The organism is Lysobacter arseniciresistens ZS79, assembly GCF_000768335.1.
Classification (GTDB): domain Bacteria; phylum Pseudomonadota; class Gammaproteobacteria; order Xanthomonadales; family Xanthomonadaceae; genus Novilysobacter; species Novilysobacter arseniciresistens.
In genome coordinates this window covers 63,838-86,665 of sequence record NZ_AVPT01000002.1, presented here as the reverse complement: position 1 = coordinate 86,665, position 22,828 = coordinate 63,838, and the positions used below count along the sequence as shown (strand labels likewise).

At 71.4% G+C, this 22,828-nt stretch carries 21 protein-coding genes; 18 read left to right on the top strand and 3 right to left on the bottom strand.

The features are described 5' to 3' along the window. Positions 1-2,070: a 3-hydroxyacyl-CoA dehydrogenase NAD-binding domain-containing protein gene (locus tag N799_RS01785; protein WP_036207003.1), complete on the bottom strand. Its 2,070-nt coding sequence runs from the start codon at positions 2,068-2,070 to the stop codon at positions 1-3. A 225-nt stretch (positions 2,071-2,295) separates the two neighbouring features. Between N799_RS01785 and rpoE the strand changes: the two genes are divergently transcribed. From rpoE to recO, 9 genes are all read left to right on the top strand, one after another. Then, complete coding sequence (gene rpoE / locus N799_RS01780) at positions 2,296-2,931, top strand: RNA polymerase sigma factor RpoE (RefSeq protein ID WP_036207261.1); 636 nt, start codon at positions 2,296-2,298, stop codon at positions 2,929-2,931. Beyond that, positions 2,931-3,872 (top strand): sigma-E factor negative regulatory protein, encoded by a 942-nt coding sequence (locus tag N799_RS14250; protein WP_052100973.1) that lies wholly within the window; start codon positions 2,931-2,933, stop codon positions 3,870-3,872. The genes rpoE and N799_RS14250 overlap by 1 nt, the downstream gene beginning before the upstream one ends. A gap of 100 nt (positions 3,873-3,972) precedes the next feature. Then, positions 3,973-5,472, top strand: coding sequence for a DegQ family serine endoprotease (locus N799_RS01770; RefSeq protein ID WP_036207000.1), 1,500 nt, complete (start codon positions 3,973-3,975; stop codon positions 5,470-5,472). Between the two features lie 106 nt (positions 5,473-5,578). Then, on the top strand, positions 5,579-7,372 hold the full coding sequence (gene lepA / locus N799_RS01765) for a translation elongation factor 4 (RefSeq protein WP_036206997.1): 1,794 nt from the start codon (positions 5,579-5,581) through the stop codon (positions 7,370-7,372). Positions 7,373-7,381: 9 nt separating this feature from the next. Then, a complete protein-coding gene (gene lepB, locus N799_RS01760) occupies positions 7,382-8,167 on the top strand; it encodes a signal peptidase I (RefSeq protein WP_036206994.1) in 786 nt (261 codons plus the stop codon). A gap of 52 nt (positions 8,168-8,219) precedes the next feature. Continuing rightward, positions 8,220-8,594: a DUF4845 domain-containing protein gene (locus N799_RS01755; RefSeq protein ID WP_036206991.1), complete on the top strand. Its 375-nt coding sequence runs from the start codon at positions 8,220-8,222 to the stop codon at positions 8,592-8,594. Positions 8,595-8,603: 9 nt separating this feature from the next. Next, the gene (gene rnc / locus N799_RS01750) at positions 8,604-9,257 is read left to right on the top strand and encodes a ribonuclease III (RefSeq protein WP_036206988.1); all 654 of its coding nucleotides are present in this window, start codon (positions 8,604-8,606) and stop codon (positions 9,255-9,257) included. A 21-nt stretch (positions 9,258-9,278) separates the two neighbouring features. Then, complete coding sequence (gene era, locus N799_RS01745) at positions 9,279-10,184, top strand: GTPase Era (protein ID WP_036206985.1); 906 nt, start codon at positions 9,279-9,281, stop codon at positions 10,182-10,184. Positions 10,185-10,199: 15 nt separating this feature from the next. Next, complete coding sequence (gene recO / locus N799_RS01740; protein ID WP_036206983.1) at positions 10,200-10,934, top strand: DNA repair protein RecO; 735 nt, start codon at positions 10,200-10,202, stop codon at positions 10,932-10,934. Between the two features lie 19 nt (positions 10,935-10,953). On the opposite strand, the gene N799_RS01735 is transcribed toward recO, so the two are convergent. Next, positions 10,954-11,679: a response regulator gene (locus tag N799_RS01735; RefSeq protein ID WP_036206981.1), complete on the bottom strand. Its 726-nt coding sequence runs from the start codon at positions 11,677-11,679 to the stop codon at positions 10,954-10,956. Between the two features lie 83 nt (positions 11,680-11,762). Between N799_RS01735 and N799_RS14245 the strand changes: the two genes are divergently transcribed. The 9 genes from N799_RS14245 to N799_RS01690 all read left to right on the top strand — a co-directional run bounded on the left by N799_RS14245 (position 11,763) and on the right by N799_RS01690 (position 20,928). Beyond that, the gene (locus N799_RS14245; protein ID WP_052100970.1) at positions 11,763-13,781 is read left to right on the top strand and encodes a hypothetical protein; all 2,019 of its coding nucleotides are present in this window, start codon (positions 11,763-11,765) and stop codon (positions 13,779-13,781) included. Between the two features lie 41 nt (positions 13,782-13,822). Further along, positions 13,823-14,437 carry a YdbL family probable chaperone protein gene (locus N799_RS01725; protein ID WP_036206979.1) on the top strand — a complete coding sequence of 205 codons (615 nt, stop codon included), beginning with the start codon at positions 13,823-13,825 and terminating at the stop codon, positions 14,435-14,437. 78 nt (positions 14,438-14,515) lie between these two features. Beyond that, positions 14,516-15,865, top strand: a complete 1,350-nt coding sequence (gene rlmD / locus N799_RS01720; protein ID WP_036206976.1) for a 23S rRNA (uracil(1939)-C(5))-methyltransferase RlmD — start codon at positions 14,516-14,518, stop codon at positions 15,863-15,865. A gap of 12 nt (positions 15,866-15,877) precedes the next feature. After that, the gene (locus N799_RS01715) at positions 15,878-16,378 is read left to right on the top strand and encodes a CYTH domain-containing protein (protein WP_036206972.1); all 501 of its coding nucleotides are present in this window, start codon (positions 15,878-15,880) and stop codon (positions 16,376-16,378) included. 177 nt (positions 16,379-16,555) lie between these two features. Next, entirely contained in the window at positions 16,556-17,551 is a 996-nt protein-coding gene (gene nagZ, locus N799_RS01710) for a beta-N-acetylhexosaminidase (protein ID WP_036206970.1), read from the top strand. After that, positions 17,551-18,099: a hypoxanthine-guanine phosphoribosyltransferase gene (locus N799_RS01705; protein ID WP_036206966.1), complete on the top strand. Its 549-nt coding sequence runs from the start codon at positions 17,551-17,553 to the stop codon at positions 18,097-18,099. Before nagZ ends, N799_RS01705 begins: the two co-directional genes overlap by 1 nt. A 2-nt stretch (positions 18,100-18,101) precedes the next feature. Further along, positions 18,102-18,869: an S-methyl-5'-thioinosine phosphorylase gene (locus N799_RS01700; protein ID WP_036206963.1), complete on the top strand. Its 768-nt coding sequence runs from the start codon at positions 18,102-18,104 to the stop codon at positions 18,867-18,869. 108 nt (positions 18,870-18,977) lie between these two features. Next, positions 18,978-19,184 (top strand): cold-shock protein, encoded by a 207-nt coding sequence (locus N799_RS01695; RefSeq protein ID WP_036206959.1) that lies wholly within the window; start codon positions 18,978-18,980, stop codon positions 19,182-19,184. Positions 19,185-19,302: 118 nt separating this feature from the next. After that, positions 19,303-20,928 carry an acyl-CoA dehydrogenase family protein gene (locus tag N799_RS01690; protein ID WP_036206956.1) on the top strand — a complete coding sequence of 542 codons (1,626 nt, stop codon included), beginning with the start codon at positions 19,303-19,305 and terminating at the stop codon, positions 20,926-20,928. 41 nt (positions 20,929-20,969) lie between these two features. Here N799_RS01690 and N799_RS01685 read toward each other — a convergent pair whose 3' ends face one another. Then, entirely contained in the window at positions 20,970-22,781 is a 1,812-nt protein-coding gene (locus N799_RS01685; RefSeq protein ID WP_036207255.1) for an ABC transporter transmembrane domain-containing protein, read from the bottom strand. Positions 22,782-22,828: the final 47 nt, after the last annotated feature.

The window sequence follows — 22,828 nt, the reverse complement described above, 5'->3', positions numbered from 1 at the left end:
TCAGCGCAGCGCCGGCGCGTCCCAGCCCGGCCGCGGCGCAAAGCGCTCGCCGTGGCGCGCCTGCAACTGCCTCAGGCGCTCCACCAGCGCGTCGGCGCCGGTCTCGCGGATGTACTGGATCGGGCCGCCGCGGAACGGGGCGAACCCGGTGCCGAAGATCACACCGGCATCCAGCAGGTCGGCATCGGCCACCACGCCGTCGTGCAGGCAGGCCACCGCCTCGTTGAGCAACGGCAGGATCAGGCGGTCCTGCAGGTCGTCCGGCGCCTTGTAGTGCTCCGGCAGCTCCGGCTTGACCGGCTTGCCTTCCTCCCACTTGTACAGGCCCTGGCCGTCCTTCTTGCCGCGCTTGCCGGGCTCGGCGCCACCGGCCAGCGCCGCCGGCACCTGCAGGCCGAGGAACGGCGACAGCTCCGCGCCGACGCCGGCCGCCACGTCCAGCCCGACCGTGTCGACCAGTTCGATCGGCCCCATCGGCATGCCGAACTTCACCGCCGCCTGGTCGATCGCCTTGCCGGGGATGCCCTCGGAATACGCGGTCACCGCCTCCAGCATGTAGGGGAACAGCACCCGGTTGACCAGGAAGCCCGGCGTGCCCGCCACTGGAACCGGCAGCTTGCCGATCGCCTTGCAGAATGCCGCGAGCCGTGCCTCGGTGTCGGCGCCCATCGCGTCGTGGCGGACGATCTCCACCAGCGGCATCAGCGCGACCGGGTTGAAGTAGTGCAGCCCGCCGAACTGCGCCGGCCGCTGCACGCCCTCGCGCAGCTCGGTCAGCGGGATCGACGAAGTGTTGCTGGTCAGCAGCGCGTCGGGCTTCATCCGCGGCTCGACCGCGGCGTAGAGCTCGCGCTTGGCGTCGGCGCGCTCGATGATCGCCTCGATCACCAGGTCGGCGCTGGCGGCGCCGTCGCCGGCGAGGTCGCTCTTGAGCCGCGCCGCGACCGCCGGGCGCCCGGTTTCGTCCTTCACCTTCTTCGCGAACAGTTCGCCGGCGCGGTTCATCGCGGTGTCGATGAAGCGCTGCTCGCGGTCGTTGAGGGTGACCTCGAACCCCTTGTAGGCGGACCACGCGGCGATGTCCCCGCCCATCACGCCGGCGCCGACCACGTGCACGCGGTTGATGCCGTGGTCGCGGCCGGCCACGCCCTTGAGCCGCTCCTGCAGGAAGAACACCCGGATCAGGTTGCGCGCGGTCGGGGTCGAGGCCAGCTTCGCCACCGACCTGCGCTCGGCCGCGAGCTTGCGCGCGGTGCCGCCGCCGGTGTTCTTCCACGTGTCGATCAGCGCGTACGGCGCAGGGTAGTGCTCCTTGCGGGCCTTGCGCGCGACCTGCTTGAGCGTCATCGGCGCGATGACCCGCCGCGCCGGCCAGGTGTTGGTCGCCCAGCCCATGAAGCGCTGCTTGAACGGCCGCTGCCGGCCCTTCAACGCCAGCGACGCGGCGCTGTCGACCAGCACCGCCTTCTCGACCACCTTGTCGACCAGCCCGTTGGCGCGCGCCGCCGACGCCGAAAGCGTGCGGCCGGTCAGCATCATGTCGAGCGCCGCGGGCGCACCGATCAGCCTGGGCAGGCGCACGCTGCCGCCCCAGCCCGGGTAGATGCCGAGCTTCACCTCGGGCAGGCCAATCCGGGTCGAGCCGTCCTTGCTGGCGACGCGGTAGTCGCAGGCCAGCGCCAGTTCGGTGCCGCCGCCCATGCAGAAGCCGTGGATCGCGGCGACGGTCGGGCAGGGCAGTTCGGACAGGCGCTGGAATACCTGCTGCCCGCGCTGCAGCGCACCGCCGACGTTGCCGGTGGCGTCGAGGCCCTGGAACTCCTTGATATCGGCGCCGGCGATGAAGCCGCTGTCCTTGGCCGAGCAGAACACCACGCCCCTGGGCGGGTCGATCGCCAGGCGCTCCAGCACGCCATCCAGTTCGATCAGCACGTCCTGCGACAGCGCGTTGACCGACTCGCCGGCGCGGTCCAGCGCCACCACCATCACGCCGTCGGGGCGGAGCTCGGCGCGCCAGTGGGTCAGTCGAAGACCGTCGAGGGTCGGCAGCGCGGTGTCGGGGGAGGCCATTGCGGCACCATCCGTTCAGGTATGGGTCAAGCCGCTATCATCCCGAGGTTGTTCGGCGGGCGTCAAATGACGGGCGTCGCGTCGGGCAGGCGCGCGGTGGCGGGTGACTCCCGGCGGTTGCGGGCACCGGCGGGCGCCCCAATCCTTGCTCTCGTGAACTTTTCCCCGACAGGGTTGTCCCATTGTTCGGCCATGGCCGAGCTGACAGGAGCGCCGGCGCGCGAGATGGCCGAGAACAGGTTGGACCAGGAGTTGGACCAGGCGCTGGTCCGGCGTGCGCAGCGAGGCGACAGCACCGCGTTCGATGCACTGGTGCGCAAGTACCAGCACCGCATCATCGGGTTGATCGGGCGCTACGTCGCCGACTGGAGCGAATGCCAGGACGTGGCCCAGGACACCTTCGTGCGCGCCTACCGGGCGCTGCCGAACTTCCGCGGCGACGCGCAGTTCTACACATGGTTGCACCGGATCGCAGTGAACACCGCCAAGAACCACCTCGTCGCCCAGAACCGCCGCCCGCCGACCGACGACATCGACGTCGGCGACGCCGAGCAGTTCGACACCGCCACCCGCCTGCGCGACACCGACACCCCCGAGCGCGAGCTCATGCGCCGGCAGGTGGAACAAACGGTGATGCGCGTGGTCGAAGGGCTGCCCGGGGAGCTGCGCGACGCCATCAGCATGCGCGAGGCCGAAGGGCTGAGTTACGAGGAGATCGCCCAGCGGATGGGGTGCCCGATCGGCACGGTGCGGTCCCGGATCTTCCGGGCGCGCGAGGCGATCGACAACGAATTGCGCCCGCTGCTCGATCCCGGTGATCACGCGGACGCCGAGCACAACAGCCGGGAGCGGAACCAGTGATGTCGAATCCTTCCCACCACGACAACGAGCGCGAATCCCTGAGCGCGCTGTTCGACGGCGAACTGCACGGCGATGCCGCGCGGTTCGCGTTGAAGCGGCTGGATCACGACCGCGACTGGCGCGAGGCTTGTGGCCGCTGGCAGCTGGCCGGCGACGTGCTGCGGGGCCGGGCGACGGTGATGGCGCCGGCCGGCTTCGCCGAACGCGTGGCCGCGGCGCTGGACGAGGTGCCGGTCGCCGGCGCCGCCGCGATCGCGGGCGGCGGGATTGGCGTGGGGACCGGTGCCCGCGTCGGCACGCGCAGCCGTCGCCGCTGGGCCGGCGGTGCGGCGCTGGCCGCATCGGTCGCGCTGGCAGCGCTGTTCGTGAGCCGGCCGACAGTCGCGCCGGGGCCGGACGCGCTGCCGGCGACGCCGCTGGCCGCTGCCCCAGCGACTGTTCCGGCGGACGATTCCACGGGGGCGATGCCATCACTGGTGGCCGCCGCGCCCGACGCCGCCCCGGACCAGGCGCCCGCCGATGCGATGCCGGCGCCGATGGAGTCCCCCGCGCAATCGCCTTCCGCCGCCATTGCCCTGGCCGGGACCGCGGTCGCCGTCGTGGAAACGCCGCGCCGCATCGCCGAGCGCCGCGCCCGGGCCGCGGCCGCCACCAGTGCGACCATCCGCGAAGCCCTCGACCCGCAGCCGCTCGACCCGCAGGCCGCGCTCGCCGCGGCCGCGCCGGCCGGCAGCGACGCCGACACCCTCTGGCCGTTCCTGCCGCAGGGCGAGATCGTCACCCGCCCGTGGCCGCGCGCGACCCTGCGGGACGACCCGCGCGACGCCTTCACCGCCAGCTTCGGCGACACGCCGTCGCCGTCGTTCTATCCCTTTGAACCCGAACAGCTCGACGCCGGGATGTCCAGCGCCGACGACGCCAGCAACTGGCCGCGTCGCTGAGCGCCCGGGCCGCCGGCGGGCGCGCACGCCGGCCACCGCATCCGGCGTGCGGGCGTGGCGCCGGCACCACCTTCCCCTCGCAATCCATGAGGCCGATTCCATGAACCGACCGATCCGCTCCATTGCCCTGCTCGGCGTGCTTGCCGCGGCCATGCCCGTTGCCTGCACCGCCCAGCAATCGCCGACCGTCGCGGCCGCGGCGTCCTCGCAGGCGGTGACCCCGCCGACCGCCGCGCCGATCGTGACCGGCCTGCCGGACTTCACCCGGCTGGTCGAGCGGGTCGGGCCGGCGGTGGTCAACATCAGCGCCCGGATCGCGCCGCCGGAGCGCGACCCGCGTTCGCAGATGCCGCCGGGGTTCGAGGACTTCCTGCGCCGGTTCGGCATGCCGATGCCGGGCGTGCCGGATGGCCCGCGTGGTGGCGGCACGTCGCTGGGCAGCGGTTTCATCATTTCCGACGACGGCTACGTGCTGACCAACCACCACGTCATCAACGGTGCCGACGAGGTCACCGTGACCCTGTCGGACCGCCGCGAGTTCAAGGCCGAGGTGGTCGGCAGCGACGAGCAGTACGACGTCGCCCTGCTCAAGATCGACGCCGACGACCTGCGCTGGCTGCGTGCCGGCCAGTCCAGCGGGTTGCAGCCGGGGCAATGGGTGGTCGCGATCGGCTCGCCGTTCGGGCTCGACCACTCGGTCACCGCCGGCATCGTCAGCGCGGTCGGCCGCTCCAACCCGTACGCCGGCCAGCAGTACGTGCCGTTCATCCAGACCGACGTGGCGATCAACCGCGGCAACTCCGGCGGCCCGCTGCTCAACACCTCGGGCGAGGTGGTCGGCATCAACTCGCAGATCTTCAGCAACTCCGGCGGCTACATGGGCGTCAGCTTCGCGATCCCGATCGACCTGGCGATGAACGCGGTCGAGCAGATCAAGGAGACCGGCGAGGTGCGCCGCGGGATGCTCGGCGTCAACATCCAGGCGATCAGTCCGGAGATGGTGAAGGCGATGGGCCTGCCCGACAGTCGCGGCGCGATCGTCTCCAACGTGCAGCCCGGCAGTGCCGCCGAAAAGGCCGGGATCCGCCGCATGGACGTGATTCGCGCCTTCAACGGCACCCGCATCAACGACGCCAGCGACCTGCCGCCGATCGTCGGCGCGGTGGCGCCGGGCAGCAAGGCGACGGTCGAAGTGCTGCGCGACGGCGACACCAGGCGGCTGGACCTGGTGGTGGGTGCCGAAAGCGCCCGCGGCGGCATCGCCCGGGCCGCGACGGACGATGGCCGCGGTGCCAGCGAGGCACCGTCCGGCGCCAACGCGCTGGGCATGACCGCGCGCGAACTCGATGCCGGTACCCGCCAGCGCCTCGGCGTGGCGGGGCAGGAAGGCGTGCTGCTGGCCGCGGTCGACCCGGAGATCACCCGCGAGAGCGGCGTGCGCCCCGGTGACGTGGTGCTGCAGGTCGGGCGCGACACGGTGTCCAGCCCGGCGGCGTTCAACCGCGCGCTGTCCGGTGTGAAGCCCGGCGACACGGTGATGCTGCTGGTCTCGCGCGAGGGTTCCAGCCAGTTCGTGGCGGTAACCGCGCCGGCCGACTGAGGCGGTGGCGGGGCGGCTCCGGGATTGCCCCGGGGCCGTCAGGGCCGGCCATCCGCTGTGCGATAATCGCGCGTTAACTTGACCCGGCCCGAGCCCGCCGCCCCGCATGCAGCAGATCCGCAATTTCTCCATCATCGCCCACGTCGACCACGGCAAGTCGACGCTGGCCGACCGCATCATCCACCTGTGCGGCGGCCTGACCGAGCGCGAGATGGAAGCGCAGGTGCTCGACAACAACCCGATCGAGCGCGAGCGCGGCATCACCATCAAGTCGCAGTCCGTGTCGCTGCCGTACACCGCGCGCGACGGCCAGACCTATTACCTCAACTTCATCGACACCCCGGGCCACGTCGACTTCAGCTACGAGGTCAGCCGCTCGCTGGCGGCCTGCGAGGGCGCGCTGCTGGTGGTCGACGCCGCCCAGGGCGTCGAGGCGCAGTCGGTCGCCAACTGCTACACCGCGGTGGAGCAGGGGCTGGAAGTGGTACCGGTGCTCAACAAGATCGACCTGCCGACCGCCGACATCGACCGTGCCAAGGCCGAGATCGAGGCGGTGATCGGCATCGATGCGTCCGACGCGGTCGCGGTCAGCGCCAAGACCGGTCTCAACGTGCAGGACGTGCTGGAGGCGATCGTCACCCGCATCCCGCCGCCCAAACCGCGTGACACCGACAAGCTGCAGGCGCTGATCATCGACTCGTGGTTCGACAACTACCTCGGCGTGGTGTCGCTGGTGCGCGTCATGCAGGGCGAGATCAAGCCCGGCGACAAGATCCTGGTCATGTCGACCGGCCGCACCCACCAGGTCGACAACGTCGGCGTGTTCACCCCCAAGCGCAAGGAGCTGGCAAAGCTCGGCGCGGGCGAGGTCGGCTGGATCAACGCCAGCATCAAGGACGTGCACGGCGCGCCGGTCGGCGACACCCTCACCCTGGCCGCCGACCCGGCGCCCAAGCCGCTGCCGGGCTTCCAGGAGATGCAGCCGCGCGTGTTCGCCGGCCTGTTCCCGGTCGACGCCGAGGACTACCCCGACCTGCGCGAGGCGCTGGAGAAACTGCGCCTCAACGACGCCGCGCTGCGCTTCGAGCCGGAGTCCTCCGAGGCGATGGGCTTCGGCTTCCGCTGCGGCTTCCTCGGCATGCTGCACATGGAGATCGTGCAGGAGCGGCTGGAACGCGAGTACGACCTCAATCTCATCACCACCGCCCCGACCGTGGTCTACGAGGTGCTGAAGACCGACGGCGAAGTGGTCTCGCTCGACAACCCGGCCAAGCTGCCGCAGAGCAACCTGGTCGAGGAGGTCCGCGAGCCGATCATCCGCGCCAACATCCTCACGCCGCCGGACTACGTCGGCAACGTGATCACCCTGTGCGAGGAGAAACGCGGCACCCAGATCGGCATCACCTACATGGGCCAGCAGGTGCAGATCAGCTACGAACTGCCGATGGCCGAGGTGGTGCTGGACTTCTTCGACCGGCTCAAGTCGGTGTCGCGGGGCTACGCCTCGCTGGACTACCACTTCCTGCGCTTCCAGGCCGGTCCGTTCGTGCGGGTGGACACGCTGATCAACGGCGACAAGGTCGACGCGCTCAGCATCATCACCCACCGCTCGCACGCCGACCGCCGCGGCCGCGACCTGACCGAGCGGATGCGCGAGCTGATCCCGCGGCAGATGTTCGACGTCGCCATCCAGGCCGCGATCGGCTCGCAGATCATCGCCCGCTCCACGGTCAAGGCGATGCGCAAGAACGTGCTGGCCAAGTGTTACGGTGGCGACATCTCGCGCAAGAAGAAGCTGCTCGAAAAGCAGAAGGCCGGCAAGAAGCGGATGAAGCAGGTCGGCAGCGTCGAAATCCCGCAGGAAGCGTTCCTCGCGGTCCTGCAGGTCGACAACAAATAAGGAAGCCGCATGCGCTGGTTTGAAATCGCCCTGGTGGTGCTGACCCTGGTCACCGGCCTGGTCTGGCTGCTCGACAAACTGGTCCTGGCCAAGCGCCGCAGCGCCCGCGCCGGGCTGCTGGAGGACGGCGAGGAGCCCTGGTATGTCGACTACTCCAAGGCGTTCTTCCCGGTGCTGCTGGTGGTGCTGGTGCTGCGCAGCTTCGTCGCCGAGCCGTTCCGCATCCCGTCCAACTCGATGATGCCGACCCTGCTGACCGGCGACTTCATCCTGGTCAACAAGTTCGCCTACGGGCTGCGGCTGCCCATCACCAACACCAAGTTCGTCGACATCGGCGAGCCCGAGCGCGGCGACGTGGTGGTGTTCCGCCCGCCGCACCATCCGGACCAGGACTGGATCAAGCGCGTGATCGGCCTGCCGGGTGACCGCATCGCCTATTTCGACAACCAGGTGCACGTCAACGGCGAGCCGGTGGCCTACGAGTCGCTCGGCACCTACCAGGGCGTCGACAGCGGTATCGAGATGACCGGCGCCGAGGAACTGGTCGAGCAGTTGCCGGGCCGCCCGCACCGGGTGCTGGAGCGCAGCTCGCTGCCGTTCGTCGACCCCGGCCAGGGCGAGTGGGTGGTGCCGGCCGGTCACTATTTCGTGATGGGCGACAACCGCGACAACAGCGAGGACAGCCGATACTGGGGCTTCCTGCCGGAGCGGAACCTGCGCGGCAAGGCGTTCCTGATCTGGATGCATATCGACGGGGGGGTCGACTTCTCCCGGATCGGCGAGAGCATCCAATAACACCCGGTTTGCGGCATCATCGCAGCCGGCATCGAGTCCCAGGGGAAAGCGGATGAAGCGTAACCAAGGTGGCATGACCCTCATCGGGTTCATCATCGTGCTGGCCGTCGCCGGCGTGTTCATCTACACCGGGATGAAGGTGATCCCGATGTATTCCGAGTACTACGCGGTCCGGCAGGCGCTTGAAGGGCTGTCGAAGGAGCCGGAGATCGTCAACAAGAGCCCGGCCGAGATCCAGGACCTGTTCTTCCGCCGGCTGTACATCAGCTACGCCGAGAACGTGAAGCCGGCCAACGTGAAGATCGCCCGCAAGGACGCCGGCTACCTGATGACGGTGAACTACGAGGTCCGCAAGCCGCTGATCGCCAACCTCGACGTGGTCGGCAAGTTCAACACCGAGCAGGAACTGCGCCGCGGCGCGAACTGACGGCCGGCCGTGCGGATCTCCCATTCCTTTGTCCAGCCCGGGCTGCTGGCACAGGCGCTGACCCACCGCAGCGCGGGCGCACCGCACAACGAACGGCTGGAATTCCTCGGCGACGCGCTGGTCAACCTGTTCGTCGCCGAGGCGCTGTACACCCGCTGGCCGAAGGCCGACGAAGGCGCGCTGACCCGCGCCCGGGCGGAGCTCGTCCGCGAGTCCGCATTGGCACCGATCGCGCGCGAACTCGAGCTTGGCGGCCTGCTGACGCTCGGCCCCGGCGAGATGAAGTCCGGCGGCCACCGGCGCGACTCGATCCTGGCCGACGCGCTGGAAGCGGTGGTCGCGGCGATCTACCTCGATGCCGGCTTCGAAGTCTGCCGTACCGTCGTGATGCCGTGGTTCGAGGCCGCGATGGATGCGCTGCCCCCGCCGCACAAGGTCGGCAAGGACGCCAAGACGCGTCTGCAGGAATGGCTGCAGGGCCGGCAGAAGCCGCTGCCGGTCTACCAGCTGGTCGCCGAATCCGGGGAGGACCACGCCAAGACCTTCCGGGTCAGCTGCACGCTGGCGCAACCGGCGCTGGTCACCGAAGGAGAGGGCGGCTCGCGCCGCGCCGCCGAGCAGGCCGCCGCGGAAGCCGCGCTCGGAGTGATCGGGGCGGCCTGAGCGGGGCTTACAATCCCCCGCATGGATACCCCCCAACGCGCCGGCCACGTCGCCGTCATCGGCCGCCCCAACGTCGGCAAGTCGACCCTGACCAACGCACTGGTCGGGGCCAAGGTCAGCATCGTCTCGCCGCGGCCGCAGACCACCCGCCATCGCCTGCTCGGCATCGCCAGCTTCCCGCAGGGCCAGATCCTGCTGGTCGACACCCCCGGGTTGCACCGCGACCAGGGCAAATCGACCGCAACCGCGATGCACCGCTGGATGAACCGCGCCGCCCGCGGCTCGCTGGAAGGTGTCGACGCGGCGATGCTGGTGGTGCGCGCCGGCCAGTGGGACGAGGCCGACACGTTCGCCTACCAGGCGTTGCGCCAGGCCAAGGTGCCGGTGGTACTGGTGGTCAACCAGGTCGACAGGCTCAAGGACAAGACCGCGCTGCTGCCGTACCTCGCGCAGGTCAGCGAGGGGCGCGAGTTCGCCGCGGTGCATCCGGTGTCCGCGCTCAAGCGCAAGGGGCTGGAGCCGCTGGTGAATGACGTGCTGGCGCTGCTGCCGGAGCAGGCGCCGCTGTACGCCGAGGACGAGATCACCGACAAGAGCCAGCGCTTCCTCGCCGGCGAACTGGTGCGCGAGCAGTTGATGCGCCAGCTCGGCGAGGAGTTGCCGTACGCGACCACGGTCGAGATCGAGCGCTTCGTGGTCGACGGTGCGCTGCTGCGGATCGGCGCGGTGATCTGGGTCGAGCGCGACGGCCAGAAGGCGATCGTGATCGGCAAGGGCGGCGAACGCCTGCGCGAGATCGGCGCCAAGGCGCGTCAGCAGATGGAGCAGCTGTTCGGCGCCAAGGTGTTCCTGGAGACCTGGGTGCGCGTGCGCGAGGGCTGGTCCGACGACGAGGCTGCGCTGCGGGCGTTCGGCTACCACGACTGACCGCGGCCGCTGCCGGTGCGCATCACCGCCGAACCCGCCTTCGTCCTGCACGCGCGCGCGTGGCGCGAGACCAGCCTGCTGGTCGAGGTGCTGAGCCTCAACCACGGCCGGCTCGGACTGGTCGCGCGCGGGGTGCAGGGGGCGAAGCGGCATCCGTTGCGCGCCGCGTTGCAGCCGCTGCAGTCGATCCGGCTGGAGGCGGTGCAGACCGGTGAACTGGCGCAGTTGAGGTCGGCCGAGGCGGTCGACGTGGCGCCGCGACTGGCCGGCGACGCGATGCTCAGCGCCTTCTACCTCAACGAGCTGACGCTGCGGCTGACCCCGCGCGGCGACCCGCAGCAGGAACTGTTCGGTGCCTACGCGATCACCCGCGAGCGGCTGCGCGCAGCTGAGCCGCTGGGCTGGACGCTGCGGCGGTTCGAGCGCGACCTGCTCGACGCGCTGGGCTTCGGCTTCGACTGGAGCTGCGACGGTGACGGCGAGCCGGTCGACCCGGCGGCGCGCTACCGGGTCGACCCCGAGCACGGCCCGCGGCGGCTGCTCAGCGACCGCGGGCAGGCTGACCGCAGCGGTGCCGCGACCGGGCGCGCACTGCTCGACCTCGCGGCCGACCGGATGCCGGCGACGGACGATCTACCCGGTCTGCGGCGGGTGATGCGCGGCGTGCTCGCCCACCACCTGGGGCCGCGCGGTTTGAAGTCGTGGGAGATGCTGGCAGGGCTGCCGGCGGCAGTGCGCGGGCCCGGCTGACCGCGACACCGCGGACGGGTCACTCGACCGGCCGGTACTTCCACGTGGCAACTGTTTCGACCGCCGCCGACTCGAACGCGGCGATCCGCCCGGGGTCATCCGTTGCGTCCTGCAGTGCCGCCACGGCGTCCCCCAGTCGGCCCGCGCCGACGAAACCGCAGCTGGCACGGAGTTTGTGCAGTTCCGCCTGCATCCCGGCCACGTCGCCGCGCGAGGCCGCCGACTGCACGCGCGCCTGCGTGTTGGGCAGGTCGTCTGCGAACAGTGCGCGCAAGGTCTGCACGTGGGTCATGTTGCCGTTCAGTGCCGCGGCCGCGGCGGCGTCGTCCCAGACCGGACGGGTGGTGGGAGCGGCCGCAACACTGCCGATCCGTGCGCGGATCGCGGCCTGCACGGCAGTCGCCGGCAACGGCTTTACCAGCACGTCGTCGAACCCGGCCGCACGCAACGCGTCGGTGGTGGCCGGCTCGGTGCAGGCGGTGTGCGCGATCGCGGCCACGCCGGCGTGGCTCGCCCGCAGTTGCTGGAGCAACGCCGCGCCGCTGCCGTCGGGCAGGTTGGCGTCGACCAGCCACAGGTCGTGGCGCGTCGTACCACTCAGCGCCAATGCGGTCGCGACGCCGTCGGCCTCGTCCACCCGGGCCGGTGTGCCGGCGGCCGCGGCGGCGAGGAAGGCGCGGCTGGTGGGGTCGTCCTCGACCAGCAGGATCCGTGGCAGGGCGGCAGGTGTGGACGTGTCGTTCACGGCGATTCCCCGGGGTCCCGTGTGGCTGGCGCGGCGGCACGCGCTTCATCGGCGGGCGATCCCGCGCTGGGTATGCTGCCGCGATGTTCCGTCCGATCTTAACGCTGTTGTGCGCCTGCACCCTGCTAGGCGGCCTGTGCTGGCCGGGCGGGGCCGCGGCGCGCTCGGCGACGGCGCGGATCGAGCGCGTCACCAGCGCGGTCGCCACGCTCGACGGGGTGCGGGTCGACCTGCACTGGCCGGCGGGTGCCGCGCACGGTGAATTGCGGCTCCGCGCGGATCGGATGCAGGCGCCCTCGCTGGGCTACGACTTCCGCCAGCTCGACTGGCAGTGCGCGCTGCGGCGCGACGGCGACGACTGGCGGTGCGCCGGGCCGCTGCGTGGCCGCGGCGAGGTCATGCAGCTGGCCGTTTCGTTCGCGTCAGGGGCGATCGAGGGGTCGCTGTCGCAGGGGCACAGCCGGGTGGACCTGCGGCGTGATCCGGTGACGCCGGACCTGACCCGGATCAACCTGGTCGACATCCCTCTGGCGTGGACCCAGGCCGTGCTCGCGAAGGCCTGGAGCGAGGGTCGCATCACCGGCGGACGCGCCGATGCGGCGTTGTCCATCGTCGCGCCGGCCGACCAGCCGCTGCGGATCACCGGGCCGGTCGCGGTCCGTGGTGCCGGCTTCGACACGCCCGATGGCAGCATCGCCGGCGAAGGCATCGGCGCCCGGCTGGACGTCGACGCGCTGTTCGACACGCCGACCCGGGTGGCGGTGGACGGGCAGCTGCAGGGTGGCGAGATGCTGTTCGGGACGACCTACGTGTCGTTGCAGCAGCGCCCGGTCGAGGTCCGGGTCGAGGCGGTGGGCGACGACGACGGATGGCGCCTGCCGCGCATCGCCTGGAACGACCGCGGCATCCTCGAAGCCAAAGGCAGCGCGGCGTTCGGCGCCGACGCGGCCCTGCGGGCGCTGGACATGCAGCTGCGCAGCCCCGACCTCGCGCCGCTCGCGGGCGCCTACCTCGGCGGCTGGCTCGGGCTGGCCGGCCTGTCCGACATGGCGATGACCGGCGCCGCCGACGCCCACGTGGCGCTGCGCGACGGCGAGCTGCAGCAGGCGCTGCTGCAACTGCACGACGCGGACTTCGATGACGCGCGCGGCCGCTTCGCCTTTCGCGGGGTCGACGGCGACGTGCGGTTCTCGGCCGGCGTGCCGGTCGAAAGCGCGCTGCGCTGGGAGGGCGGGGCGGTGTACGGACTGGCGCTGGGTCCGGCCGGGCTGTCGTTCCGCAGCGCGGGTGGGGCGCTGGCGCTGTCGGCGCCGGTCAAGGTCCCGGTGCTCGGCGGCACGCTGCGGGTCGACCACATGCAACTGCGACCGCCGTCGGCCGGGCAGGCCACCGACCTGCGCTTCGGCCTCGCGCTCGACGGCCTGGACGTGGCGCAGCTGTCGGACGCACTCGGCTGGCCGGAGTTCACCGGCGAGCTCAGCGGCACCATCCCCGAGGCGCGCTATGCCAACGACCGGGTCGAGTTCGACGGCGGCCTGTCCATGCAACTGTTCGGCGGCGAGGTCTCGGTCGGCCAGCTGTCGATGGAGCGCCCGTTCGGCGTGCTGCCGACGCTGTCGGCCGACATCGCGTTCGACGACATCGACCTGCTGGCACTGACCGGCGCGTTCGATTTCGGCAGTATCAGCGGCAAGCTCGACGGCCGGATCGCCGACCTGCGGCTGGTCAACTGGCAGCCGGTGGCGTTCAACGCCCGGTTGCGGACCGACCGCCACCCGGGCGTGCGCCAGCGCATCAGCCAGCGTGCCGTGCAGGATCTCACCAGCGTCGGCAACGCCTCGTTCGTCGGCAGCCTGCAGGCGCAGCTGATCGGGTTCTTCGACGACTTCGGCTATTCGCGCATCGGCATCGGCTGCACACTGGCCGACGAGGTCTGCACGATGGACGGACTGGGTTCAGTGGGCGAGGGTTTTATTATCGTCCGCGGCTCCGGCCTGCCGCGGCTGACCGTGGTCGGCTACAACCGCCGGGTCGACTGGCCGACGCTGGTCGAGCGGCTGGCGGCGGTGGGCTCCGGCGACGTGGCGCCGGTGGTCGACTGACGCCGGGCACAATTTCAGGTTCCGCAACGAGGAGAGTCGCCATGCGCCGTTGGATGGGTGTTCCGGTCGCCGCCGTGATGGTCACGGCCTGCGTCACGATCAACGTGTACTTCCCCGCGGCGGAGGCGAAGGAAGCCGCGCGCCGGTTCGTCGAGGACGTCATCGGCGACGAGGCGCCGCCGCCGGCGCCGGAGGACGGCAACGGCGGCCCGAGCGCGATGCTGGAGCCGGTCTCGCTGCGCGAGCTGGCGTCGCGGGTCGACCTGTACGCGCTGGTCGGCATCGGCAGCGCGCACGCGCAGTCGCCGGACATCAACATCAAGACCCCGGCGATCCAGGCGATCCAGGCGCGGATGTCGGCGCGGTTCGACTCGACCCTGCGCGCGGGCTTCGACGCCGGCGCGCTGGGTTTTGCCGGCGACGGCACCATCGTCGTGCGCGACGCCTCCAAGCTGCCGCTCAAGGACCGGGTGAAGATCCAGCAGGCGGTGGCCGACGATAACCGTGACCGCAAGGCGGTCTACCGCGAGATCGCCGTCGCCAACGGCCACCCGGAGTGGGAGGGCCAGATCCGCGAGGTCTTCGCCCGCCAATGGATCGCCAGCGCCCGCAGCGGCTGGTGGTACCAGAGCGGCGGGAGCTGGAAGCAGAAGTAGCCGGCCGCACGGGCCACGGTCGGCGCCACGGTCTGCGACAATGCGCGGTTCCCCTGTACCGCCGAGACCCCGCGACACGTGGCCCGCATCGACAAGACCCCGTTTGAAGCCGAAATCACCGACCTGACCCACGACGGCCGCGGCGTCGCCCGCCGTCCGTCGAAGGCCCCGGGCGAGGCCGGCAAGGCCGTCTTCATCGCCGGTGCGCTGCCCGGCGAGCGGGTGATGGCGGTGCAGACCGGCCGCCACCGCAGCTATGACGAGGCGCGCACGGTCGAGGTGCTGCAGGCCGCGCCGGAGCGCGTGGAGCCGCGCTGCGAGCATTTCGGCACCTGCGGCGGCTGCGCCCTGCAGCACTACGACGAAGAGAAGCAGATCCACGCCAAGCAGCGCGTGCTGCTGGAAAACCTCGAGCGGATCGGCCACGTGAAGCCGCAGGCGGTGCTGCCGCCGCTGGTCGACGCGGCGTGGGGCTACCGTCGCAAGGGGCGGTTCTCGGTTCGCCGGGTGGAGAAGAAGGACAAGACCCTGGTCGGCTTCCGCGAGACCGACCCGCGCTTCGTCGCCGACATCGCGGCCTGCCACACCGTGATCCCGCAGATCGGGCGGAAGGTCGAGGCGCTCGGCCGGCTGGTCGACGGGCTGGAGGCCCGACGCGAGATCCCGCAGATCGAGTTCATCGCCGGTGACCCGGCCGAGGACTTCGGCGGCGTCGCGCTGACCTTCCGCCACCTCGCGCCGCTGTCGGAGGCCGATCGCGCCGCGCTGGTCGCATTCGGCCGCGAGCACGGCTTCGCGATCTTCCTGCAGCCCGGCGGCGTCGACAGCGTGCACCCGCTGTGGCCGGAGGCGCCGCGGCTGGCGTTCACCCTGCCGCCGTGGGACATCGAGTTCCTGTTCCGCCCGCTCGACTTCATCCAGGTCAACGCCGGCCTCAACGGCCGCATGATCCGGCTGGCGCTGGACCTGCTCGACGTCCGGCCCGAGGACCGCGTGCTCGACCTGTTCTGCGGCCTGGGCAACTTCACCCTGCCGCTGGCGCGCTCGGTGCGCGAGGTCGTTGGCGTGGAGGGCGAGGCCGGGCTGGTGGCGCGTGCGCGCGAGAACGCCGCCCACAACGGCATCGCCAACGCGCAGTTCCATGCGGCCGACCTCGGCAAGGACCTGAGCGACCAGCCATGGATGCGCGAGGGCTTCGACACGCTGCTGCTCGACCCGCCGCGCTCGGGCGCCGATTTCTTGCTGACCCAGCTCCCGCTGAAGCAGTTCCGCCGCATCGTGTATGTCAGTTGCCACCCGGCGTCGCTGGCGCGCGATGCGGGCTACCTGGTCAACGGGAAGGGCTGGAAGCTCAAGGCCGCCGGGGTGATGGACATGTTCCCGCACACCGCGCACGTGGAGTCGATCGCGGTGTTCGAGCCGCGCTGAGGCGAACGAACCATGGCACTCGAAATCGAACGCAAGTTCCTGGTCACCTCCGACGCCTGGCGCGCGGCCGCGCACGAGGTCGTGCCGATGGCGCAGGGCTACCTCAACGATCTGGCCGCCATGGACACTGGCGCGATGAAGGCCTCGGTGCGGGTGCGCATTGCCGGCGACGACGCCTTCCTCAACCTCAAGTCGCGTGAGCTTGGCCACACCCGGCAGGAGTTCGACTACCCGGTCCCGGTCGACGATGCGCGCGCGCTGCTGGCGCTGTGCGTCGGCGGGCTGGTCGACAAGCGGCGCCACTACGTCCGCCACGAGGGCCACCTGTGGGAAGTCGACGAGTTCCTCGGCGACAACGCCGGGCTGGTGGTGGCCGAGATCGAACTGGGCAGTGCCGACGAGGCGTTCGCTAAGCCGGCGTGGCTGGGCGCGGAGGTCACCGACGAGCCGCGCTACTACAACCTCGCGCTGGCGACGCGGCCGTATGCGCGTTGGAGCATGGACGAGCGGTAACCCCGGCTGGTCCCTTGTAGGAGCGACGTGAGTCGCGACCTGTACATCGCCTCAGGGGTTCGGCGGGTCGCGACCCACGTCGCTCCTACGGAAACCGGCCCGGCCCCCCACACGCCACCCGCGCACCATCTGCGCGACAATGCCGGCCTGTTTCCGCGCCTCCACCGGAGTCCACCCATGCTCGTGATCGGCGTCGCCGGTACCGAACTCACCGCGCAGGAGCGCGACTGGCTGCAGCACGATGCCTGCGCCGGCGTGATCCTGTTCACCCGCAACTTCGCCTCGAAGGCGCAGGTCGCCGAGCTGTCGCAGGCGATCCGCGAAGCCGCGCCGCGTCCGCAGCTGGTATGCGTCGACCAGGAGGGCGGCCGGGTCCAGCGCTTCCGCGAGGGCTACAGCGCGCTGCCGCCGCTGGAGGTGTTCGACGCGCAGTACCGGAGCGATCCGGCCGCGGCCCTCGAAACGGCCGAGCAGCACGCCTGGCTGATGGCCAGCGAGGTCCGCGCCAGCGGCGTCGACCTGAGTTTCGCGCCGGTGGTCGACCTCGGCCGCGGCAACCGGGCGATCGGCAACCGCGCGTTCTCCGGGGACCCGCAGGTGGTCGCCGAGTTCACCCGCGCCTACGTCCGCGGCATGCACGCGGCGGGCATGGCTGCGACGCTCAAGCACTTCCCGGGCCACGGCTCGGTGCTGGAGGACACCCATTTCGACGACGCGGTCGACCCGCGCCCACTGGACGAGATCCGCGCGCTCGACCTGGTCCCGTTTACCGCCGGCATCGACGCCAAGGCCGACGCGGTGATGATGGCGCATGTCGTCTACCCCGGGGTCGCGCCGGAGCCGGCCGGCTACTCGAAGGTCTGGATCGAGGACATCCTGCGCCGGGAGATGGGTTTCCGCGGCGTGGTGTTCAGCGACGACATCGGCATGGCCGCGGCGTTCTCGGCCGGCGGCATCAAGCAGCGCGTCGACCAGCACCTGGACGCCGGCTGCGATGTGGTGCTGGTCTGCCATCCGGAGCTGGTCGAGGAATCGCTGAAGGCGGTCGAGGGGCGCGACCTCAACACCGCCGCGCTGCTGGGCCTGATCGGCCGCGGCCCGATGGGCTGGGACGGCCTGCTCGCCGACGCCCGCTACGGCGACACCCGTGGCCGGCTGGAGGGACTGGCCTGATGAGCGACCTGCAGGCCGCGCTGGCCAATTCCGAAGTCATCCATGACCGCGCCACGCTCGATGCGGCGATCGCGCGCATGGCCGAACGCATCGGCGACGACTACGCCGGCAGCGTGCCGCTGTACCTGACCGTGATGCACGGCGGCATGCCGTTCGCCGCGCAACTGGCGTTCGCGCTGGGCGAGCGCGGGCTGGACCTCGAGTTCGACTACCTGCACGCGACCCGCTACCGCGGCGCCACCTCGGGCGGCGAGCTGGTCTGGAAGCACCGTCCGGCGACGCCGCTGCAGGGCCGGCGGGTGCTGCTGGTCGACGACATCCTCGACGAGGGCCACACCATGGCCGGCATCGTCGCCTGGTGCCGCGAGCAGGGCGCCGCCGACGTGCGCATCGCCGCGCTGGCGGTGAAGGTGCATGACCGCTGCGTCGAAGGCGTCTGCGCCGATTACGTCGGTGTCGAAGTACCGGACCGCTACGTGTTCGGCTACGGCATGGACTACCACGAGCAGGGCCGCAACCTGCCGGCGATCTACGCGCTGAAGGAGTGAGCATGGACGGGACCATCGACCTTGCCGTCATCGGCGGCACCGGCCTGTACCAGCTGGCCGAACTGCAGGACGCCGAGGCCCACCAGCCGGTCACCCGCTACGGGGCGCCGTCCGGTCCGGTACGGGTGGGCCTGCTCGACGGCCGCCGCGTCGCCTTCCTCGCCCGCCACGGGGAGGGCCACTCGCTGCCGCCGCACCAGATCAACTACCGCGCCAACCTCGCCGCGCTGCAGGCGCTCGGTGCGCGCCGGGTGCTGGCGCTCAATACCGTCGGCGGCATCACCGGGCGCTTCGGTCCGCGCGTGCTGGCCTGCCCGGACCAGCTGATCGACTACACCTGGGGCCGCATCTCGACGATCTGCGAGGAGCCGGGCAGCGAGGTCGTGCACGTCGATTTCGGCGAGCCCTACACCCGTGCCCTGCGGTCGGCGGTGGTCGATGCGGCGGCCGGGGCCGGCGTCGCGCTGGTCGACGGCGGCTGCTACGGCGCGACCCAGGGCCCGCGGCTTGAGACCCGCGCCGAGATCGCGCGGATGCGCCGCGACGGCTGCGACCTCGTCGGCATGACCGGCATGCCCGAGGCCGGGCTCGCCCGCGAAATGGGGCTGGACTATGCCTGCCTCGCCATCGTCGCCAACTGGGCCGCCGGCGCCGGGCCGGACCCGGACGAGGTGATCACCCTGCAGGACGTGCTCGACAACGTCGCCGCGGCGTCGTCGGGGCTGCCACGGCTGCTGTCCGCACTGCTGTCGCGCGAAACTGCGGATTGACCGGCGCCACGCGATTGTCAAGCCGCCGTTCAGTTTGCATACTCGGCCCGCGCCCGGGTTGTTCCCCCGCAACGGGCGCCCCGAATCCAGCATGAGGTCATCAAGGTTATGCAACACGGCACTGTGAAGTGGTTCAACGACGCGAAGGGCTTCGGCTTCATCTCGCCCGAGGACGGCAGCGCGGATGTGTTCGCGCATTTTTCGGCGATCAACGCCAAGGGCTTCCGCAGCCTGCAGGAAGGCCAGCGCGTCAGCTACGAGCTGACCCAGGGCCCGAAGGGCGCGCAGGCGTCCAACATCACGGCCGCCGAGTAACCCGGCGTCGGGATGGAAGAAAAAGCCCCGCTCCGGCGGGGCTTTTTCGTGGGCGGGCGGATGGCCGCGCCGCCGGTGGCGCGCTAGATTCGAAGCCCAGCCATGCGCCGGAGCGACGATGGACACGCAGCCTTCCTGCCAGACGCATCGGGTCGAGAACCAGCCGCCGGAGTTCGCCCCGCGCGACCTGTGGGCCGACGACGCCGTGCTGCGCGAGGCGCTCGCCCGAGAGGGCGGCGACGGCTACCGCGAGGAGGTCGCCGGCTACGCGCGGCTGGCCGGGGACACGCTGTACGCGCTGTCGTTCGACGCCCACCGCGACCACCCGCGGTTGCGCACGCACGACCGCCACGGCCACCGCATCGACCGGGTCGAGTTCCACCCCGCCTACCACGCGTTGATGGAGGCGGCGATTGGCCACGGCGTCGCCGGCCTGTCCTGGCACCAACCGCGCCCCGGCGCCCACGTCGCCCGCGCCGCACTGAGCTACCTGCACCACCAGGTCGAACCGGGCACCAGCTGCCCGTTGACGATGACCCACGCCGCGGTGCCGGTGCTCGCGCGCGAGCCGTCGCTGGCCGAGTGGGCGCGCAAGGCCGCCGTGCCGCACTACGACCCGCGCGAAGTGCCGGTCACCGACAAGGTCGGCGTCACCCTCGGCATGGGCATGACCGAGAAGCAGGGCGGCAGCGACGTGCGGGCCAACACCACCGCGGCCACTGCGGACGGCGGGGGTGCGTACCGGCTCGTTGGCCACAAGTGGTTCATGTCGGCGCCGATGAGCGACGGTTTCCTCGTGCTGGCGCAGGCGCCCGGCGGGTTGACCTGCCTGCTGCTGCCGCGGCTGCTGCCCGACGGCCGCCGCAACGCGTACCGCGTCATGCGGCTGAAGGACAAGCTGGGCGACTGGTCCAACGCCTCGTCGGAGGTCGAGTTCGACGGCGCGCTGGCGCACCGGGTCGGCGAGGAGGGACGCGGCGTCGCCACCATCATCGAGATGGTGATGCTGACCCGGCTCGACTGCATGCTCGGGGCGGCCGCGCAGATGCGGATGGCGCTGGCCCATGCCGTGCACCACTGCCGCCACCGCCACGCCTTCGGCCGCGCGCTGGTCGACCAGCCGCTGATGCGCAACGTGCTGGCCGACCTTGCCATCGAGGCCGAGGCCGCGCTGGTGCTGGCGATGCGGGTGGCGCGCGCGGTCGATGCGGCGCCGCGCGACCCGGCCGAGGCGGCGTCCGCCCGGGTCGCGACCGCGATCGGCAAGTACTGGCTGTGCCGGCGCGCACCGGCCTTCGTCAACGAGGCGCAGGAATGCCTGGGTGGCAATGGCTACGTGGAGGAGTCGCTGCTGGCGCGGCTGTACCGGCAGGCGCCGCTGAACTCGATCTGGGAGGGCAGCGGCAACATCCAGTGCCTCGACGTGCTGCGCGCGCTGGCGAAGGAGCCGGCCACCGGCGCTGCGCTTTGGGGGGAGCTGGAGCGCGGGCTCGGTGGCGACCACGTGGCGCTCGCGCGCCTGCGCGGGCCGCTGCAGGGCGGGGCGGTCGATCCGGCCGGCGCTCGGGCCTTTGTCGAGGACCTCGTACTTGCCCTGCAGGCGGGGCTGCTACGGCAAGCCGGCAGCCCGGCCGCCGACGCCTTCCACCGCAGCCGGATCGAAGGCGGGCACGGCCTGGCGATGGGCACGCTGCCGGTCGACCTGCCGTTCGACGCGCTGATCGCGCGGGCGTTGCCGGCGTAGCTGTGGCCGTCGCGCTCAGGCGCCCGCGGATGCCGCGACCGTCAGTCGAGGAACTGCAGCTTCGCCAGCTCCGCGTAGAGGCCGTCCTCGGCCAGCAGCTGCTCGTGGGTGCCTTCGGCGACGATCCGGCCGCGGTCCATCACGACGATGCGGTCGGCCTTGAGTACGGTTGCCAGCCGGTGCGCGATGACCAGCGTGGTGCGGCCCTGCATCAGGGTTTCCAGCGCCTGCTGGACCGCGCGTTCGCTCTGCGCGTCGAGCGCACTGGTGGCCTCGTCCAGCAGCAGGACCGGCGCGTCCTTGAGCAGGGCGCGGGCGATCGCGATGCGCTGCTGCTGGCCGCCTGACAGGCGCGCGCCGCGTTCACCCAGCTCGGTGTCCAGGCCCTGCGGCAGCGCGTCGATGAAGTCGGTGGCGTGGGCCGCGCGCACGGCGTCATCGACCTGGGGGTCGGTCGCCTCCAGCCGGCCGTAACGGATGTTGTCGCGCGCGCTGGCGGCGAAGATCGCGGCCTGCTGCGGCACCAGCGCGACCGATTCACGCAGCTCGGCCGGGTCCAGCGTGCGGATGTCGTGGCCGTCGACCCGCAGGGTGCCGGTCTCGGGGTCGTGGAAGCGCAGCAACAGCGAGAACACCGTGCTCTTGCCCGCGCCCGACGGGCCGACCAGCGCAACCGTCTCGCCGGGCCGCACGTGCAGTGTGAAGTCCTGCAGCGCCGGGAGGTCGGGCCGCATCGGGTAGTGGAAGGTCACGTCCTCGAAGGCCAGCTCGCCGCGCACCGGCCGGGACAGCGGCTGCGGCCGGTCCGGGGCGACGATGCCGGGCCGTTCGACCAGCAGTTCGGTGATCCGGCCCATGCCGCCGGCGGCACGCTGCAATTCGTTCCAGACCTCGGCCAGCGCGCCGACCGAGCCGCCGGCGATCAGCGCGTACAGCACGAACTGCGCCAGCGTGCCGGCGCTCATGCGGCCCTCGGCGACGTCGTGCGCGCCCGACCACAGCACCAGCGTGATCGCGCCGAACACCAGCACGATCGCGATCGCGGTGACCCATGCCTGGGCCTGGATGCGCCGGCGCGCGGTGGCGACGGCGACCTTCAGCGCCTCGACGAAGCGGCCCAGCTCGTACGGTTCGCGCGCGTGCGACTGCACGGTCCGGACCGCGCCGAGGGTCTCGTTGGCCAGTGCGTTGGCATCGGCCACGCGGTCCTGGCTGGCGCGCGAGATCTTCTGCAGCCGCCGCCCGCCGATCACGATCGGCAGGACCGCCAGCGGGATGCCCAGCAGCGCGTAGGCGGCCAGTGCCGGCGCGGTCACGAACAGCATCGCCAGCCCGCCGACGAAGGTCACGGTGCTGCGCAGCGCCACCGACATGCTGGTGGCGATGACGCCGCGCAGCAGCTCGGCGTCGGCGGTCAGGCGCGAGACCAGCTCGCCGCTGCGGTTGCGGTCGAAGAAGTCGGCATCGAGCGAGATCAGGTGCGCGTACAGCTGCCGGCGCAGGTCGGCGACCACGCGCTCGCCCAGCAGCGAGACGAAGAAGAAGCGCGCCGCGGTGGCCAGCGCCAGCGCCACCGCGACCACGAACAGCAGCATGAAGGCGCGGTCGATCGCGCCGCCGCCACCCTGCGCGAAGCCCTGGTCGATCATGATCCGGAACGCGTGCGGCAGGGTCAGGGTCGCGGTCGAGGAGCAGGCCAGCGCCACCAGCCAGGCGATGAACAGCCCGCGATGGCGGCGCACGAACGGCCACAGCGTGCGCAGGCTGCCGATCGGCGCTCTGGCACGGCGGTCATCGGGGGACGGGGCGGAGCGGTCGTCGCCGCTGGCGGGCGCGGTGGAGGCGTCGTTCATCCGCGTATTGTCCGCCATCGGCGTGGTCGGCCGCACCCGCGCCAGGT

Bases quoted from the DNA above. Each gene is read 5' to 3' on its own strand.
- N799_RS01785 (WP_036207003.1), bottom strand. From the start codon at position 2,070: ATGGCCTCCCCCGACACCGCGCTGCCGACCCTCGACGGTCTTCGACTG.
- rpoE (WP_036207261.1), top strand. From the start codon at position 2,296: ATGGCCGAGAACAGGTTGGACCAGGAGTTGGACCAGGCGCTGGTCCGG.
- N799_RS14250 (WP_052100973.1), top strand. From the start codon at position 2,931: ATGTCGAATCCTTCCCACCACGACAACGAGCGCGAATCCCTGAGCGCG.
- N799_RS01770 (WP_036207000.1), top strand. From the start codon at position 3,973: ATGAACCGACCGATCCGCTCCATTGCCCTGCTCGGCGTGCTTGCCGCG.
- lepA (WP_036206997.1), top strand. From the start codon at position 5,579: ATGCAGCAGATCCGCAATTTCTCCATCATCGCCCACGTCGACCACGGC.
- lepB (WP_036206994.1), top strand. From the start codon at position 7,382: ATGCGCTGGTTTGAAATCGCCCTGGTGGTGCTGACCCTGGTCACCGGC.
- N799_RS01755 (WP_036206991.1), top strand. From the start codon at position 8,220: ATGAAGCGTAACCAAGGTGGCATGACCCTCATCGGGTTCATCATCGTG.
- era (WP_036206985.1), top strand. From the start codon at position 9,279: ATGGATACCCCCCAACGCGCCGGCCACGTCGCCGTCATCGGCCGCCCC.
- N799_RS14245 (WP_052100970.1), top strand. From the start codon at position 11,763: ATGTTCCGTCCGATCTTAACGCTGTTGTGCGCCTGCACCCTGCTAGGC.
- N799_RS01725 (WP_036206979.1), top strand. From the start codon at position 13,823: ATGCGCCGTTGGATGGGTGTTCCGGTCGCCGCCGTGATGGTCACGGCC.
- N799_RS01715 (WP_036206972.1), top strand. From the start codon at position 15,878: ATGGCACTCGAAATCGAACGCAAGTTCCTGGTCACCTCCGACGCCTGG.
- nagZ (WP_036206970.1), top strand. From the start codon at position 16,556: ATGCTCGTGATCGGCGTCGCCGGTACCGAACTCACCGCGCAGGAGCGC.
- N799_RS01705 (WP_036206966.1), top strand. From the start codon at position 17,551: ATGAGCGACCTGCAGGCCGCGCTGGCCAATTCCGAAGTCATCCATGAC.
- N799_RS01700 (WP_036206963.1), top strand. From the start codon at position 18,102: ATGGACGGGACCATCGACCTTGCCGTCATCGGCGGCACCGGCCTGTAC.
- N799_RS01695 (WP_036206959.1), top strand. From the start codon at position 18,978: ATGCAACACGGCACTGTGAAGTGGTTCAACGACGCGAAGGGCTTCGGC.
- N799_RS01690 (WP_036206956.1), top strand. From the start codon at position 19,303: ATGGACACGCAGCCTTCCTGCCAGACGCATCGGGTCGAGAACCAGCCG.
- N799_RS01685 (WP_036207255.1), bottom strand. From the start codon at position 22,781: ATGAACGACGCCTCCACCGCGCCCGCCAGCGGCGACGACCGCTCCGCC.